This window comes from Streptomyces sp. enrichment culture, assembly GCF_964273255.1.
In the GTDB taxonomy this organism is placed as follows: Bacteria; Actinomycetota; Actinomycetes; order Streptomycetales; family Streptomycetaceae; genus Streptomyces.
This window is the reverse complement of sequence record NZ_OZ186835.1, coordinates 5,449,435-5,465,937: the sequence shown is the minus strand read 5'-3', so window position 1 is coordinate 5,465,937 and position 16,503 is coordinate 5,449,435. Positions and strand designations below refer to the sequence as shown.

Below are 16,503 nucleotides of genomic sequence, written 5' to 3'. Positions count from 1 at the left end.
CAACAGACGCGAGCGCAGCCTGCTACGTCTGAGGCACGCAGGCTCGCAGCGCAACTTGTAGCATACGGGGGCAGCCGGGCAGGGTCAATGCACGAAGCCCCCCACCCGGGGCGGATCGCCGCATAACCGGCACAATTCGCCCGCACGGCGGAAGGCGCACGTCAGACACCGCACCGGACCGCACGGGATCCGGTGGTGCCGTCCGGCGGCCGGCCGGGGTCCGGCTGGACGGAAGAGTACGACGAGGGAGCCGATCATCCAAGAGCCCGAAGCGCCCGAACCGGAGGCGACCCGGCGGGAGGCCGGCGTCACCGAGAGCGCCCGAGCCAATCGGGGCTGGTGGGACCGCAACGCCGACGAGTACCAGGTGGAACACGGCACGTTCCTCGGCGACGACCGCTTCGTGTGGGGTCCCGAGGGGCTGGACGAGGTGGAGGCCGAGCTGCTCGGTCCTTCCGAGGAGCTCAAGGGCCGCGACGTGCTGGAGCTGGGGGCGGGAGCGGCCCAGTGCTCGCGCTGGCTGGCCGCGCAGGGGGCCCGTCCGGTGGCCCTGGACATCTCGCACCGGCAGCTGCAGCACGCGCTGCGCATCGGCGGGGCGTTCCCGCTGGTGTGCGCGGACGCGTCCGCGCTGCCGTTCCCGGACGCCTCCTTCGACCTGGCCTGCTCGGCGTACGGGGCGCTGCCCTTCGTCGCCGACCCGCGGCTGGTGCTGCGCGAGGTGCACCGGGTGCTGCGTCCCGGCGGACGGCTGGTCTTCTCGGTCACGCACCCGATCCGCTGGGCCTTCCCGGACGAGCCCGGCCCGGAGGGCCTGAGCGTGTCCGGGTCCTACTTCGACCGCACGCCCTACGTGGAGCAGGACGAGCGCGGTCACGCCGTCTACGTGGAGCACCACCGCACGCTCGGCGACCGGGTGCGGGACGTCGTCGGCTCCGGTTTCCGGCTGGTGGACCTGGTGGAGCCGGAGTGGCCGGCCTGGAACACCTCCGAGTGGGGCGGCTGGTCGCCGCTGCGCGGGAACCTGATCCCCGGCACGGCGATCTTCGTGTGCGCACGGGACTGAGCGGCAGCCGGGACCGGGCACGGGACGGGGCCGGGCGGGGACGGGGCTCGGAGGCGGATCAGTGGTGGCGGAGGAGACGGAGCGGATGACGACCGGGACCGGGCGGGTGATCCGTCACGACGCCCTGGCCGCCCTCCCGGTCCGGGCCGCGCTGCCCGCGCTGCGGGAGGCGCTGGACGACCGGGGCACCGCGGTGCTGGTGGCGCCGCCCGGCACCGGCAAGACGACGCTGGTGCCGCTGGAACTGGCCGGGCTGGTGGGTGACGGTCCCGCACGGCGGGTGGTGGTGGCCGAGCCACGCCGGATCGCCGCACGGGCGGCGGCCCGCCGCATGGCATGGCTGCTGGGCGAGCAGGTGGGCGGGGCCGTCGGCTACACGGTCCGCGGCGCACGGGCCGTCGGGCGGGACACGCGCGTGGAGGTGGTCACCACCGGGGTGCTCCTGCAGCGGCTGCAGCGCGACCAGGAGCTGCCCGGGGTGGACGCGGTGGTGCTCGACGAGTGCCACGAGCGGCACCTGGACGCGGACACGGCCGCCGCGTTCCTGTGGGACGTGCGCGAGACCCTGCGGCCGGAGCTGCGGCTGGTGGCCGCGTCGGCGACGACCGACGCGCAGGGCTGGGCCCGGCTGCTGGGCGACGCGCCGGTGGTCGAGGCGAGCGGCACGGCGTTCGGGGTGGAGGTGGTGTGGGCGCCCCCCGCGCGGCCGGTGCGGCCGCCGCACGGCATGCGGGTGGACCCGGCGTTCCTCGCCCATGTGGCGTCGGTGGTGCGGCGGGCGCTGGCCGAGCGGGACGGGGACGTGCTGGTGTTCCTGCCCGGGGTGGGTGAGATCGCCCGCGTGGCGGGGCTGCTGGGGGACGCCGGGGGCGCGGAGGTGCTCCAGGTGCACGGGAGGGCGCCGGCGGCCGTGCAGGACGCGGTGCTCACCCCCGGGCAGCGGCGCCGGGTGGTGCTGGCGACCTCGGTGGCGGAGTCGTCGCTGACGGTCCCGGGGGTGCGGGTCGTGGTGGACTCCGGTCTCGCGCGGGAGCCGCGGGTGGACCACGCGCGCGGGCTGAGCGCGCTGACCACCGTGCGGGCCTCCCGGGCGGCGGGCCGCCAGCGGGCGGGGCGGGCCGGCCGGGAGGCGCCGGGCGCGGTCTACCGCTGCTGGGCACAGGCGGAGGACGCGCGGCTGCCCCGGTTCCCCTCCCCCGAGATCGCGGTGGCCGACCTGACGGCGTTCGCCCTGCAGGCGGCCTGCTGGGGCGATCCGGACGCCGCCGGGCTGGCGCTGCTCGACCCGCCGCCGGCCGGGGCCATGGCGGCCGCCCGGACCGTCCTGACGGCGATCGGTGCCGTGGGCCCCGACGGGCGCGCCACCCGGCGCGGTGCGCGGCTGTCCCGGCTGGGGCTGCACCCGCGTCTGGGCCGGGCGCTGCTGGACGCCGCGCCCGTGATGGGCGCGGAGGCCGCCGCCGAGGTGGTGGCGCTGCTGAGCGAGGAGGCGCCGCGCGAGTACGGCGACGACCTGGCCGCCGCCCTGCGGGCGGCCCGGCGCGGCGGCGACGGCTACGCGGCGCGCTGGCGGGCGGAGGTGCGGCGGCTGCGGTCGTCCGCCGGGGAGCAGGCCGGGGAACAGGCCGAGGAGCCCGGCCGGGAAGCGCGGGAGGGCCTGGACGACGGACGGGGCCCCGGTGGCGGACTGGTGACGGGGCCGGACGCCCGCGCGGGGCTGGTGGCCGCGCTGGCCTTCCCGGAACGGGTCGCCCGGGCGGACGGCGGGTCGTATCTGATGGTGTCCGGGACCCGTGCCGAGGCGGGCGAGGGCAGCGCGCTGCGCGACGCCCCCTGGATCTCGGTCGCGGTGGCCGACCGGCCGGCGGGCCGCGGGCACGCGCGCGTGCGGCTGGGCACGGCCGTCGACGAGGCCGTCGCCCGGTACGCGGCGGGCGCGTTCGCGGAGTCGGCGGAGGAGGTCCGCTGGGCCGACGGGGACGTCGTCGCCCGGCGGGTCGAGCGGCTGGGGGCGGTCGAGCTGTCGGTGCGCGCGCTGCGGGACGCGGACCCCGTGCTCGTCCGGGCCGCGCTGCTGGACGGCCTGCGGCGGGAGGGCACGGGGCTGCTGCGGTGGCCGCCGGGAGCGGTGACGCTGCGGCAGCGGCTGGCCTTCCTGCACCGGCGGTGCGGCGCACCCTGGCCCGACGTGTCCGAGGAGGCACTGCTCGCGCGGGTGGACGAGTGGCTGGAGCCGGAGCTGGGGCGGGCCCGGCGGCGGGCCGACCTGGCGCGGATCGACGCGGGACAGGCCCTCGCCCGGCTGCTGCCGTGGGCGTCCGGTCAGGCGGCGCGGCTGGACGAGCTGGCTCCCGAACGGATCACCGTGCCGAGCGGTTCCGCGATCCGGGTCGACTACGCCGATCCCGAACGTCCGGTGCTGGCGGTGAAGCTGCAGGAGATGTTCGGGCTGCGGGAGACGCCCCGGGTGGCCGGGGTCCCCCTGCTGGTGCACCTGCTGTCCCCGGCCGGGCGGCCGGCCGCGGTCACCGCCGATCTGGCCTCCTTCTGGCGGGACGGCTACCGGGGCGTGCGGGCGGAACTGCGGGGCCGGTACCCGAAGCACCCGTGGCCGGAGGACCCCGCCACGGCGGAGCCGACCCGGCACACCAACGCCCGGCTCGGGCGGTGACCGACGGCCCGGACGGTGACCGACGGCCCGGGCGGTAGCCGACGGCTCAGCCGTGACCGGCGGCCCGGGCCGTGCCCGGGAGTGGACGCCGCCGGGGGCGGAGCCGGGGACGCCGGGAGGTGACCGCGGGCGGCGGAACGGCGTCCGAGCGGACGCCCCCGGCCGGGCGGCCGTTGACGGGCCGGCGGCTCGCGTGCCTCCCCCTCCTCGACGGCCGTGCCGGACCGAGGAGTTCGCGCGCACGGATCAGGGCGCCCCCGGACGGCTCCGGGGGCGCCCTGCTTCCGTTCGCGCCGGGTGCGGAGCCGGGCTCAGTCGCCGGTGGACTCGGACGGGGCCGGTGACGCCTCCGTCTCCTCCTCGTCGTCCTCGTCCGGGGCCACGGTCAGCTCGACGGTGAGGGTGGCGCCGCCCGCGGTGGTGATGCGGAGCAGGAAGGTGCCGGTGGTGTCGTCCGCGAACAGGGGCGGCAGCTTCAGCAGGCCGTCGGGGCCCGTCTCCAGGCCGGTGAGGGTGCGCACCGGCTGGTCGTCGGCGTCCTTGAAGTACGGCCCCCGGTCGTTCTCGGCGGGCTCGGCAGAGTCGTCGGACGCGTCGGCCGGCGTGACGAGTGTGGCGGTGGCGGCGACCCGGTCGGCGGCGGCGCCGTCGTGGGTGGCCTTCACCGTGACCCGGTGCTCGAACGCGCCGCCCGGCGTGCAGGTCAGCGGCTCGTCCCCGACCCGGACGAGCCGGTCGGCGGTGCGTTCGGTGACGGTGGCCCGGTACTCGAGGGCCGGGACCGAACGGCCGGCGACCGTGGCGCGGACCGTGAACGTTCCCGCCTTCTCGCCGGCCTTCAGCGCGGGTGCCTCGGCGACGCCGGATCCGTCGGTGACGACGGTGGCGACCTTCTCCCCGCCGCTGAAGACGGCGCCGGTGTCACCGGTGACGGTGAACCTGATCCGCACCTTGGCCACGGACGTGCCGGTCTTCGTCTCCGCGCGGGCGCTGACCCGGTGGGCGAACGTGTCGCCCGCCCGGGCGGTGAGGTCGGCGGTGCCGGCGTCCTTCAGGCGGTGCACCGTGTCGGTGGGCGTCTGCGGGGTGCCGGGCGGGGTGGTCGGCGGCGGGGACGGCTGGGCGGGCGGCTTGGAGGAGCCCGGGCCCGGCTTGGCCGGACCGGGGCTCGGCCGGCCGTCGGAGGGCCGTTCGGTCCGGGGCGGCTTCGGGGAGGTGGTGCCGGGTGCGGTGCCGGGCGTGCGGGAGCCGGGGCGGGGTGTGCGGTCGTCGCTGCGGCCCTCGGGCAGGGTTCCGGTGCCGTCCGGGATCTCGTGGGTGCCCTTGCGGTAGAACTCCAGCCACGACAGGACCGTGTTCAGGTAGTCCGTCGACTGGTTGTAGCTGAGGATCGCCCGGTTGAGGTCCTTGCTGTCGGACAGGTCCCAGCCGAAGCGGCACAGGTAGTGGCCGGCCGCCAGGGCGGCGTCGTAGACGTTGTTGGGGTCCTCGACCCCGTCGCCGTTGCCGTCCCGGCCCGCCCATGCCCAGGTGGAAGGGATGAACTGCATGGGGCCGACGGCCTGGTCGTAGGCGCTGTTGCCGTCGTAGGCGCCGTTGTCGGTGTCCCTGATGAGGGCGAAGCCGTTGCCGTCGAGCTGGGGGCCGAGGATCGGGGAGAGCGTGGTGCCGTCGGCGGTGACCTTGCCGCCGCGGGCCTGTCCGGACTCCACCTTGCCGATGGCGGCGAGGAGTTGCCAGGGCAGGTTGCAGCCGGGCTTCTTCTCGCGCAGCGCCGCCTCGGCCTTCTTGTAGGCGTCGAGGACGGTCGCCGGGATCCCGGCCTCACTGCCGCCCGCGGCCGGGCCGTCGCCCGCGGAGGGGGACGGGTTCGGGCTGTTGAGCGGCGGCAGGTCCGTGTAGTACGGCGAGTTGCCGGTCGCGCTGTCGGCGCCGTCGGCCGCGTCGGGGGTGGGCGCGGCGTCCGAGGTGGTCTGCCGGCCGTGCTGGTCGACCGTCACCCCCGGTGCCTGGGAGGCGGACAGGGCCGCCACCGCGGCCGCGGCCACGGCGGTGGTGGTCGCTCCCTTGCGCAGCCTCCTGCCGAAATGCGCCGCCATACAGTGAACCCCTCCCCTGGACGCGCGGGGCGTCCGTCGACCCGTGTGTCGTGCCCGCCCCGTGGGACGGCCGGCCCGCCCCACCGGTTCCCCGGCCGGCAGGGAAGGTGCCCCGGTCGTTCCCCGTCCGCACCCGTCCGGCCCGCTCCGGCACGGCGACGTTCGCGACCCTACGGCAACTTCCCTGGACCGGACACCCGTTCCCGACCGACATTCACCGCTTCACCATGTTCACCGGCCCCGGACCGGCGTCCGGGCCGTACCGCATACTGGGCTCCGCCGGCGCGGAAGATCACCGGCCCGGCTCCCGGCCGGTCAAGGTCCCACCCGAGGAGCCGAGTTGCCGTTCACGCTGAGTCACGCGGCCGCGGTCCTGCCCGCCCTCCGCGCCGACGGACGGGCACGCGGCCCCCTCGTGCCGTCGGTGCTCGTCGCGGGCACCTTCGCTCCCGACCTCACCTACTACGCGGCGAGCGCGGTGCCCGCGGCGATGGAGTTCGGGGACGTGACGCACGCGTTCGCGGGCGTGTTCACCGTGGACGTGCTGCTCGCCTGGGCCCTGGTGGGGTTGTGGCTGCTCGTCCGCGAACCGCTGGTGGGCCTGCTCCCGCGGTCCCGGCAGGGCCGCCCGGCGGCGCTGCTGCGGTGCGGGGAGCCGCGCGCGGCGGTGCGGCCGGCGCTGGTGGCGCGCTGGTACCTGTCGGCCGTGCTGGGTGCGCTGACGCACGTGGTCTGGGACGCGTTCACCCATCTCGACCGGTGGGGGATGCGGGTGTTCCCGGTGCTCGGCGAGGAGATCGCGGGGTCGCCGTTGTACTGGTACCTGCAGTACGGGGGTTCGGCGGTGGCCGCCGTGGTGATCGTCTGGTTCGTGATGCGGGCCCTGCGCCGGATGCCGCGTGGAGACGGGGCGGCCGGAGTGCCCCTGCTGTCCGCCCCCGACCGGTGGGCCGCCCTCGGTCTGCTCGGCGGCTGCGTGCTGGTGGGGGCGGTGCAGCGGGCCGCGCGGTGGTGGGCCTACTGGGGGCCGTCCGCGAAGCCCTGGGAGATCATCCCGACGGTGTGCTTCGGGGCGGGCGCGGGGCTGGCCGTCGCCCTGCCGCTGTTCGCCGTGGCGGTCAGGGTGTGGCGCCGCCCGGCTCCGGCCGGCCGGGTCCCTGGAACCCTCGGTACGGAGCCCCCGAGCCGTACGGCCGCACGCTGACGGGGTCGCCCGCGGCGACGAACACGGTGATGGTGCGGACGGGGCGGGGCCGTGGCAGCAGGGTCAGGACGAGGGTGAGGTAGCCGCGGGCCACCTCGGCCCACAGCCGCCACGGGATCGGTCCCTCGGGCAGGACGGCGGTGACCGGCCCGGCCGCTCCGGAGATGCGCCGGCCGAGGCCGGTGGAGGCGCGCCGCAGCGCGGTGGCGAGGGTGACGGGGATGCGTGCGGTACTCGCGGAGGCCGCGAACACGGGAACCGCCGGTTGCGCCTCGGGTCCGGGGCTGTCGGCGCCGGCCCGGGGCGGGGGTCCCGCTGTGCGGTGAAGCATGCGTATACCCATGCCCCGCATCCTGGCCGCAGCGTCCGCCCCCGGCCGTTCCGCGAGGGCCACGCGAGTGACGCACCGGGCGGGCCCGTGCGGGGACGGGACGGCGCGACCGGCGGGGGCGGAAGACGCGGCCCGCGGGGGCGCGCCGGGCGGGCCGACGGGGCGGGCGCGGGCGCCCCGGCAGGCGCTGTGCGGCGCCATGGGCGGCGGCGAGCCCGGCGGGAGGCGAGCCCGGCGGGAGGCGGGCCCGGCGGGCGGCGGGCCCGGCGGGCGCGACCGGGGCGGCCGTCCGGCGCGTGCCGGAGGTCCCGTCCGGCTGGGCCGGCGGCGTCGCACGGCGTCGTCCTCGCCCGCCGACGCACGGCGCACCGGGGCGCGGCCCGGCTCGTCCGGGACCGCAACCGCGACCGGCCCGCAGTCCCGACCGGCCCGCAGCCGCCCGAGCGCAGCCTCGCCCGAGCCGGCGCCCCCAGGACTGCAGCGGGGCCGCGTCCCCGCTGCGGCGCCGGCCGGCGGCGTCCGGTCTCGTACGCCGCCGGTCAGTGGGCGGCCGACTCCCAGTCCGGGCCCGCGCCGACGGAGACGCCGAGAGGCACCCGGAGCTGGACCGCGGCGCCCATTTCGCGGCGGACCAGTTCCTCCACCCGGGCCCGCTCCCCCGGGGCGATCTCCAGGACGATCTCGTCGTGGACCTGGAGGAGCATGCGGGACGTCAGGCCGGCCTCGCGCAGGGCGCGGTCCAGGTTCAGCATGGCGATCTTGACGATGTCCGCGGCCGTCCCCTGGATGGGGGCGTTGAGCGCCATGCGTTCGGCGGCCTCCCGCCGCTGGCGGTTGTCGCTGTTGAGGTCGGGCAGGTAGCGGCGGCGGCCGAAGAGGGTGGCCGTGTAGCCGGTGGCCCGGGCTTCGTCCACGACCCGGCGCAGGTAGTCGCGGACCCCGCCGAAGCGCTCGAAGTAGGCGTCCATCAGGGCGCGGGCCTCGGCCGCCTCGATGTTCAGCTGCTGGGAGAGGCCGAACGCCGACAGGCCGTACGCGAGGCCGTAGGACATGGCCTTGATCTTGCGGCGCATCTCCGCGTCGACCGCGGTGGGGTCGACGGAGAAGACCTGCGCGGCGGCCGTGGTGTGCAGGTCCTCGCCGGAGGTGAACGCCTCGATGAGCCCCGCGTCCTCGGAGAGATGGGCCATCACGCGCAGCTCGATCTGGCTGTAGTCGGCCGTCATCAGCGACTCGTACCCCTCGCCGACGACGAAGCCGCGGCGGATGGCGCGGCCCTCGTCGGTGCGGACGGGGATGTTCTGCAGGTTGGGGTCGGTGGAGGACAGCCGGCCGGTCGCGGCGACGGTCTGGTTGAAGGTGGTGTGGATGCGGCCGTCGGCGGCGATCGTCTTGATCAGCCCCTCGACCGTCACGCGCAGCTTGGCCTGCTCCCGGTGGCGGAGCATGATCACCGGCAGCTCGTTGTCGGTCTGGCCGGCGAGCCAGGCGAGGGCGTCGGCGTCGGTGGTGTAGCCGGTCTTGGTCCGCTTGGTCTTGGGCAGAGCCAGTTCACCGAAGAGGACTTCCTGGAGCTGCTTGGGCGAGCCCAGGTTGAACTCGTGCCCGGCCGCCGCGTGCGCCTCCTTCACCGCCTGCTGGACGGCGCCCGCGAACATCTGCTCCATGGCTTCCAGGTGGGCGCGGTCGGCGGCGATGCCATGCCGCTCCATGCGGGCGAGCAGGGCCGACGTGGGCAGTTCCATGTCCCGGAGCAGGTCGGACGCGCCCACCTCGTCGAGACGGGTGCGGAACGCCTCGCCGAGGTCCACGACCGCGCGGGCCTGCACCATGAGCGCCTCGGCCTCGGCGGCGTCGTCCGCCCCGAAGGCCAGCTGGCCGTCGGCCGCCGCGGCGGGGGCCAGCTCGCGGTGCAGGTACTCCAGGGACAGCGCGTCCAGGTCGAAGGAGCGGCGGCCGGGCTTGACGAGGTAGGCGGCCAGCGCGGTGTCCATGGTGACGCCCTCGATGGTCCAGCCGTGCTCGGCGAAGACCCGCATCGCGCCCTTGGCATTGTGGAACACCTTGGGCCGGTCCGCGTCGGCGAGCCAGGCGGCGAAGGCGCGCTCGTCGCCCTCGTCCAGCTCGGCCGGGTCGAACCAGGCGGCCGGTCCGTCGGCCGAGGCCAGGGCGACCTCGGCGACCGAGCCGGTGCCGAGCGCCCAGGTGTCGACGGTGGCGACGCCGAGCGGTGCGGTGCCGTGCTCGGTGAGCCAGCCGGCCAGCTCGCCGGCGCCCAGCACGCTTCCGTCCAGCTCCACGCCCTCCGCGACCACCGGGGTGGCCTCGGCCTCCTCGGCGCCCGGGTCGACGGCGAACAGGCGCTCGCGCAGCGACGGGTTGCGGATCTCCAGGGTGTCCAGGAGCATCGCGACGGCCTTGCGGTCGTACGGGATCCGCGCCAGGTCGGCGACGCCCTTGGGCAGCTCGACCTGCCGCTCCAGCTCGGTCAGGCGGCGGTTGAGCTTGACCGCCTCCAGGTGGTCGCGCAGATTCTGCCCGGCCTTGCCCTTGACCTCGTCGACCCGCTCCACGAGCTGCGCGAAGGAACCGAACTGGTTGATCCACTTCGCGGCCGTCTTCTCGCCGACGCCGGGGATGCCGGGCAGGTTGTCGGAGGGGTCGCCGCGCAGCGCGGCGAAGTCCGGGTACTGGGCGGGCGTCAGCCCGTACTTCTCGACGACCTTCTCCGGGGTGAACCGGGTCAGCTCGGAGACGCCCTTGGTGGGGTACAGCACCGTGGTGTGCTCGGAGACCAGCTGGAAGGAGTCCCGGTCGCCGGTGACGATCAGGACCTCGAAGCCCTCGGCCTCGGCCTGGGTGGCGAGCGTGGCGATGACGTCGTCGGCCTCGAAGCCGTCGACGGCGAAGCGCTGGGCGTGCATCGCGTCGAGCAGTTCGCCGATCAGCTCGACCTGGCCCCGGAACTCGTCGGGGGTCTTGGAGCGGTTCGCCTTGTACTCGGTGAACTCCTCGGAGCGCCAGGTCTTGCGGGAGACGTCGAAGGCCACCGCGAAGTGCGTGGGCGCCTCGTCACGCAGGGTGTTGGCCAGCATCGAGGCGAAGCCGTAGATCGCGTTGGTCGGCTGGCCGGTCGCGGTGGTGAAGTTCTCCGCGGGCAGCGCGAAGAACGCGCGGTAGGCCAGCGAATGCCCGTCCATGAGCATCAGCCGGGGACGGTCGGCGCCGGAGGTCTGGTCGGTCTTCTTCGATGCTGTCTCTGCCACGCCCCCGATCCTGCCACGCCCCACCGACACCCGGCCCCGCCGCGCCCCCGACGACCCCGGCACCCCGCTCCCCTCGCTCCCGTCCGGCGGTCCGCGTACGCCGCCCCCGCTGCTCCCACCCGCGACGTGCGAGGATCGACAGTGGTACGTCACACGGGTACGCGAAGGGGAGTGCGCGATGGCCACGAAACCGCCCAAGGGCGATCCGGTTCAGGACGCGCCGCAGGTCGGGGAGCCGAAGCGGGCGGCGGCCGGGCTCCCCGCGATCGGGCACACCCTGCGCATGGCGCACCAGCAGATGGGCGTGCGGCGCACCGCGCTGACGCTGCTCAACGTCAACCAGAAGGACGGCTTCGACTGCCCGGGCTGCGCCTGGCCCGAGCCGGAGCACCCGCACCGGGCGGAGTTCTGCGAGAACGGCGCGAAGGCGGTGGCCGAGGAGGCCACGCTGCGCCGGGTCACGCCGGAGTTCTTCGCCCGGCACCCGGTGTCCGACCTGGCCGGCCGCAGCGGCTACTGGCTGGGGCAGCAGGGGCGGCTGACGCACCCGGTGTACCTGCCCGAGGGCGGGGACCGCTACGAGCCGGTCACCTGGGAGCGCGCCTTCGACATCGTCGCCGAGGAGATCGGCGCCCTGTCCTCCCCGGACGAGGCCGTCTTCTACACCTCCGGCCGCACCAGCAACGAGGCGGCCTTCCTCTACCAGCTCTTCGCGCGGGAGCTGGGCACGAACAACCTGCCGGACTGTTCCAACCTGTGCCACGAGTCGTCCGGCTCGGCCCTGTCCGAGACGATCGGGGTCGGCAAGGGCAGCGTCCTGCTGGAGGACCTGTACCAGGCCGATCTGATCATCGTGGCGGGACAGAACCCGGGGACCAACCACCCGCGCATGCTGTCCGCCCTGGAGAAGGCGAAGGCGAACGGCGCGCGGATCATCAGCGTCAACCCGCTGCCCGAGGCCGGGCTGGAGCGGTTCAAGAACCCGCAGACCGCCAAGGGCCTGACCGCCGGCACCGCCCTGAACGACCTGTTCCTGCAGATCCGCCTGGGCGGCGACCAGGCCCTCTTCCGGGTCCTGAACAAGCTGATCCTGCAGACGCCGGGTGCGGTGGACGAGGACTTCGTGCGGGAGCACACGCACGGGTTCGAGGAGTTCGCCGAGACCGCGCGCGCCGCCGACTGGGACGAGGCGCTGACGGCGACCGGTCTGACGCGCGAGGACATCGAGCGGTGTCTGCGGATGGTCCTGGAGTCGGAGCGGATCATCGTGTGCTGGGCGATGGGCCTGACCCAGCACAAGCACTCGGTGCCGATGATCCGGGAGATCGTCAACTTCCTGCTGCTGCGCGGCAACATCGGCCGCCCGGGCGCGGGCGTGTGCCCGGTGCGCGGCCACTCCAACGTGCAGGGCGACCGCACCATGGGCATCTTCGAGCGGCCCGCGCCGGCCTTCCTGGACGCCCTGGAGAAGGAGTTCGGCTTCGCGCCGCCCCGCGAGCACGGCTACGACGTCGTCCGGGCCATCCGCGCCCTGCGCGACGGACGGGCCAAGGTGTTCTTCGCCATGGGCGGCAACTTCGTCTCCGCCAGCCCCGACACGGAGGTCACCGAGGCGGCGATGCGCCGGGCCCGGCTGACCGTGCACGTGTCGACGAAGCTGAACCGCTCGCACACGGTGACCGGGGCGCGGGCACTGATCCTGCCGACCCTCGGCCGCACGGAGCGTGACGTCCAGGACGGCGGCGAGCAGTTCGTCACCGTCGAGGACTCGATGGGCATGGTGCACGCCTCGCGCGGGCGGCTGGAACCGGCCGGCCCGCGGCTGCTGTCGGAGCCGTCCATCGTGTGCCGGCTGGCCCGCCGGGTGCTCGGCGCGGACAGCGTGGTGCCGTGGGAGGAGTTCGAGAAGGACTACGCGACGATCCGGGACCGCATCGCCCGCGTGGTCCCCGGCTTCGAGGACTTCAACGCGCGCGTCGCCCGCCCGGGCGGCTTCGCCCTGCCGCACGCCCCGCGCGACGAGCGCCGCTTCCCGACGGCCACCGGCCGGGCCAACTTCACGGCCGCGCCGGTGGAGTACCCGAAGGTGCCCGAGGGGCGGCTGCTGCTGCAGACGCTGCGCTCGCACGACCAGTACAACACCACCATCTACGGCCTGGACGACCGCTACCGGGGCATCCGCAACGGCCGCCGGGTGGTGCTGGTGAACCCGGAGGACGCGCGGGCGCTGGGGCACGCGGACGGCTCGTACGTCGACCTGGTGGGCGAGTGGAGCGACGGGGTGGAACGCCGGGCGCCCGGCTTCCGTGTCGTGCACTACCCGACGGCCCGGGGCTGCGCCGCCGCGTACTACCCGGAGACCAATGTGCTGGTGCCGCTGGACGCCACCGCGGACACCAGCAACACCCCGGCCAGCAAGTCCGTGGTGGTCCGTCTGGAACAATCGGCGACCGACTGAGCGTTTGCTCAGCGACCGCGCGGTGCGATGGGCCGGACCGGCGCCCGGCCTGCCGCGCGGTGGCCGCAGTTGACGACGACGAACGGAGCACGGCCCATGGGCGAGCAGCAGAGCGTGAAGTTCCCGAGCGAGGTCATCGACGAGTACGCCGCCCTGGGCGTGGACCTGCAGGCGCTCTTCTCCGCGGGCCACCTGGGCAACCGGATGGGCGTGCGGATCGTCGAGGCGTCGGCCGAGCGGGTCGTGGGGACGATGCCGGTGGAGGGCAACACCCAGCCGTACGGGCTGCTGCACGGCGGGGCCTCGGCCGTCCTGGCCGAGACGCTGGGGTCGGTGGGCTCGATGCTGCACGGCGGGGTCTCCAGGATCGCCGTGGGCGTGGACCTCAACTGCACGCACCACCGCGGGGTGCGGTCGGGTCTGGTGACCGGTGTGGCCACTCCCGTGCACCGCGGCCGGACCACGGCGACGTACGAGATCGTGATCACCGACGAGGCGGACAAGCGGGTGTGCACGGCACGCCTGACCTGCCTGCTGCGGGACGTGGACCACGGCGGCCCCGACGGCAAGGAGCCGGCCGGCACGACGGGCTGATCCCGCGGCGGCACGCCCGCGACGCGGACACCGCACACCCAGGGGGTGCGGGGCACGGCGCCCCGCACCCCCTCGTCGTCCCGGGCACCCCGTCAGGCGGGCGCCACGCGGCGCCCCTCACCCCGCACCTCCTGCCCCGTGCACCCGTGTTGCCGCCGCGCGGCAGGCGCTCTAGCGTCTTCGGGCATGGAGCGGGGAAGCCGCGCGCGGCCCGGCACGGGGGCAGGAGCCGCCGTGCTCATGGCGGTGCTCCTGGCGGGCGCCCCGGCGGCCGGCTGCGGTGCGCCGGGCCCGGAGCGCGCCGGGGCTCCGCGGGCGTCCGCACCCGCCGCCCCGCCACCGCCCTCCCGGTCGCCGTCACCCTCGCCGTCGGCGACGTCCGCCGAGGACGTGTGCGTGCGGCTCGTGACCCACTGGGCCCGGGAGGTGCTGGACGGCACCGCGTACGGCGACTACCAGTCCATGGGCCTGTCCAACGGCCAGTACGGGATCCTGCGCGCGGCCGTGGCCGCCGCCCGCCCTGTGAGGGACCGTCACGGGAGGGCTGCGGCGCACCGGGTGATCGGCCGTCAGGTGGGCGAGGCGTGCGCGGACCGCCATCGGGGCGGCGGGCCCGCCGAAGGCCCCTGGCGATGAGCGGCGTCGGCCCCGTCGAGCCCGGCGAGGGCACCCGGGTCCGGGACGCCGCGTCCGCCTCCCGGCGCCTTCGGCCCGCCCCGGCCGTACGGCTGTCGGTGCGTCAGCGCCGCGCCCTGGCCGGCGCGTGCGCCGTCTCGGCCGTCCTGGCGGGCGGCGGCTACCTGTATGCGACGCGCCCCGTTCCGGTGCCGCCTACGGCGCCGCCGTACCCCGCGCAGGTGACCACCCTGTCCTACCGGGAACCACGGCCGGTGGGCCCTCCGGGCACGGAGGCGGGAGGGGAGGCGGAATCAGACATTCGGATCTTCGTTTTCCAGGTGGAGATCGAAGTGGATTCCGGGCCTCCGGTCACGGTCACGCGCATTTCCCAGCCCTACGCGGGGGTTTCGGTGATCTCCGCCCCACGCACGCCTTTCCGGACAAAAGCGGGCTCCCCGCGCAAGATCATGATCACTCTCCGCGTGAACGATTGCGGAAATGTCCCACGGAACGCCGGACTCCCTTTCCTGGACGTAACTCTGCGTAATACGCGCGCAATGCAGGACCACAGCTTCATCCTCGGCACACGCTACGCACGGGACCTCTCCCAGGCCCTGCAGGTCGCCTGCGGCAACGAATTCAGGTAATCACCAAAACCCCCGAGACGCCTGAACGGACCCGCTCCAGTCCTGCGGTTTCTCATGATGCGGACAGGGCAAAACGGCGGGAATTCCGCCGTTCCCCCCACTCAGTACCGCTCTGCAATACGTCGTGTCATAACAAGAGAGTCACAGCCTTGGCCAGACCCTCCTCCACGTTCCCCACACCCGCTTAGAGTCACGGCCAGTCACCGCGCCGCCCGATTGTCACCTTGTCACTTCGGCCCAGCGCTCGACTCGGCCGTTTCCACCGGGAAGCGGTTGTCAGGGGAAAGGACTGGATCGTGCGTCAACGTTCGCTCATCGCCATCACCGCCGCGCTGGCAGCGGGAGCACTCACCCTCACCGCCTGCGGCTCGCGCGACGACAACGGCGGCGGCTCGGACTCCGGGAACGGTGGCACCACCGTCGTCATCGGCGTCGACGCGCCGCTGACCGGCGACCTGTCGGCACTGGGTCTGGGCATCAAGAACTCCGTCGACCTCGCCGCCAAGACCGCCAACAAGGAGAAGGTCGTCGAGGGCGTCACCTTCAAGATCGAGGCGCTGGACGACCAGGCGCAGCCCTCCTCGGGCCAGCAGAACGCCACCAAGCTGGTCGCCAACGACGACGTCCTCGGCGTCGTCGGCCCGCTGAACTCCTCCGTCGGCGAGTCCATGCAGAAGGTCTTCGACGACGCCAAGCTGGTCCAGGTCTCGCCGGCCAACACCAACCCGTCCCTCTCCCAGGGCCAGGACTGGCAGACGAACAAGGTCCGTCCGTACAAGTCGTACTTCCGTACGTCGACGACGGACGCCATCCAGGGCCCGTTCGCCGCGCAGTACCTGTACAACGACTCCAAGAAGCGCAAGGTCTTCGTCATCGACGACAAGAAGACCTACGGCGCCGGTCTGGCCGCCACCTTCACCGAGGAGTTCAAGAAGCTCGGCGGGAAGGTCGTCGGCACCGAGCACATCAACCCCGAGACCAAGGACTTCTCCGCGGTCGCCACCAAGGTCAAGAACTCCGGCGCCGACGTGGTCTACTACGGCGGCGAGTACCCGCAGGCCGGCCCGCTCAGCAAGCAGATCAAGGCCGCCGGAGCCAAGATCCCGCTGGTCGGCGGCGACGGCATCTACAGCGCCGACTTCATCAAGCTGGCCGGCGCCAGCGGCACCGGTGACCTCGCCACCTCGGTCGGCGCGCCGGTCGAGGAACTGCCCTCCGCCAAGGAGTTCGTGGCCAACTACAAGGCCGAGGGCTACAAGGACGCCTACGAGGCCTACGGCGGCTACTCCTACGACTCGGCCTGGGCGATCATCGAGGCCGTCAAGAAGGTCGTCGAGGACAACGACGGCAAGCTGCCCGACGACGCCCGCGAGAAGGTCACCGCGGCCATGCAGGACGTCTCCTTCGACGGAGTCACCGGCAAGGTCTCCTTCGACGAGTTCGGCGACGCGACCAACAAGCAGCTGACCGTCTACGCCGTCGAGAACGGCGACTGGAAGGACGTCAAGTCCGGCACCTTCACCGGCTGACCCAGCCCAGCACCAACGAG

General features: G+C 74.4%; 11 protein-coding genes. 8 read left to right on the top strand and 3 right to left on the bottom strand.

The genetic code is table 11. The features are described 5' to 3' along the window. The first annotated feature begins 187 nt into the window (after positions 1-187). Together ACSU53_RS23730 and hrpB are read left to right on the top strand one after the other, a co-directional pair. Entirely contained in the window at positions 188-1,066 is an 879-nt protein-coding gene (locus ACSU53_RS23730; RefSeq protein ID WP_437033370.1) for a class I SAM-dependent methyltransferase, read from the top strand. 106 nt (positions 1,067-1,172) lie between these two features. Further along, a complete protein-coding gene (hrpB, locus tag ACSU53_RS23725; protein ID WP_437033368.1) occupies positions 1,173-3,737 on the top strand; it encodes an ATP-dependent helicase HrpB in 2,565 nt (854 codons plus the stop codon). Between the two features lie 311 nt (positions 3,738-4,048). Here hrpB and ACSU53_RS23720 read toward each other — a convergent pair whose 3' ends face one another. Then, a complete protein-coding gene (locus ACSU53_RS23720) occupies positions 4,049-5,836 on the bottom strand; it encodes a lytic murein transglycosylase (RefSeq protein ID WP_437030788.1) in 1,788 nt (595 codons plus the stop codon). 340 nt (positions 5,837-6,176) lie between these two features. Between ACSU53_RS23720 and ACSU53_RS23715 the strand changes: the two genes are divergently transcribed. Continuing rightward, positions 6,177-7,040 (top strand): DUF4184 family protein, encoded by an 864-nt coding sequence (locus ACSU53_RS23715; protein WP_437030787.1) that lies wholly within the window; start codon positions 6,177-6,179, stop codon positions 7,038-7,040. On the opposite strand, the gene ACSU53_RS23710 is transcribed toward ACSU53_RS23715, so the two are convergent. Further along, positions 6,955-7,383, bottom strand: coding sequence for a hypothetical protein (locus ACSU53_RS23710; RefSeq protein WP_437030785.1), 429 nt, complete (start codon positions 7,381-7,383; stop codon positions 6,955-6,957). The genes ACSU53_RS23715 and ACSU53_RS23710 overlap by 86 nt on opposite strands. A gap of 527 nt (positions 7,384-7,910) precedes the next feature. Next, positions 7,911-10,637, bottom strand: a complete 2,727-nt coding sequence (gene polA, locus ACSU53_RS23705; protein WP_437030783.1) for a DNA polymerase I — start codon at positions 10,635-10,637, stop codon at positions 7,911-7,913. 178 nt (positions 10,638-10,815) lie between these two features. Here polA and ACSU53_RS23700 point away from each other — a divergent pair, with 178 nt between their 5' ends. From ACSU53_RS23700 to ACSU53_RS23680, 5 genes are all read left to right on the top strand, one after another. Next, positions 10,816-13,095, top strand: coding sequence for an FdhF/YdeP family oxidoreductase (locus ACSU53_RS23700; protein ID WP_437030781.1), 2,280 nt, complete (start codon positions 10,816-10,818; stop codon positions 13,093-13,095). Between the two features lie 96 nt (positions 13,096-13,191). Then, entirely contained in the window at positions 13,192-13,689 is a 498-nt protein-coding gene (locus ACSU53_RS23695; protein WP_437030779.1) for a PaaI family thioesterase, read from the top strand. Positions 13,690-14,085: 396 nt separating this feature from the next. Continuing rightward, positions 14,086-14,325: a hypothetical protein gene (locus tag ACSU53_RS23690; protein WP_437030778.1), complete on the top strand. Its 240-nt coding sequence runs from the start codon at positions 14,086-14,088 to the stop codon at positions 14,323-14,325. Then, entirely contained in the window at positions 14,322-14,954 is a 633-nt protein-coding gene (locus ACSU53_RS23685) for a Tat pathway signal sequence domain protein (protein ID WP_437030776.1), read from the top strand. The genes ACSU53_RS23690 and ACSU53_RS23685 overlap by 4 nt, the downstream gene beginning before the upstream one ends. A 296-nt stretch (positions 14,955-15,250) precedes the next feature. Beyond that, positions 15,251-16,483 carry a branched-chain amino acid ABC transporter substrate-binding protein gene (locus tag ACSU53_RS23680; protein ID WP_437030775.1) on the top strand — a complete coding sequence of 411 codons (1,233 nt, stop codon included), beginning with the start codon at positions 15,251-15,253 and terminating at the stop codon, positions 16,481-16,483. Positions 16,484-16,503: the final 20 nt, after the last annotated feature.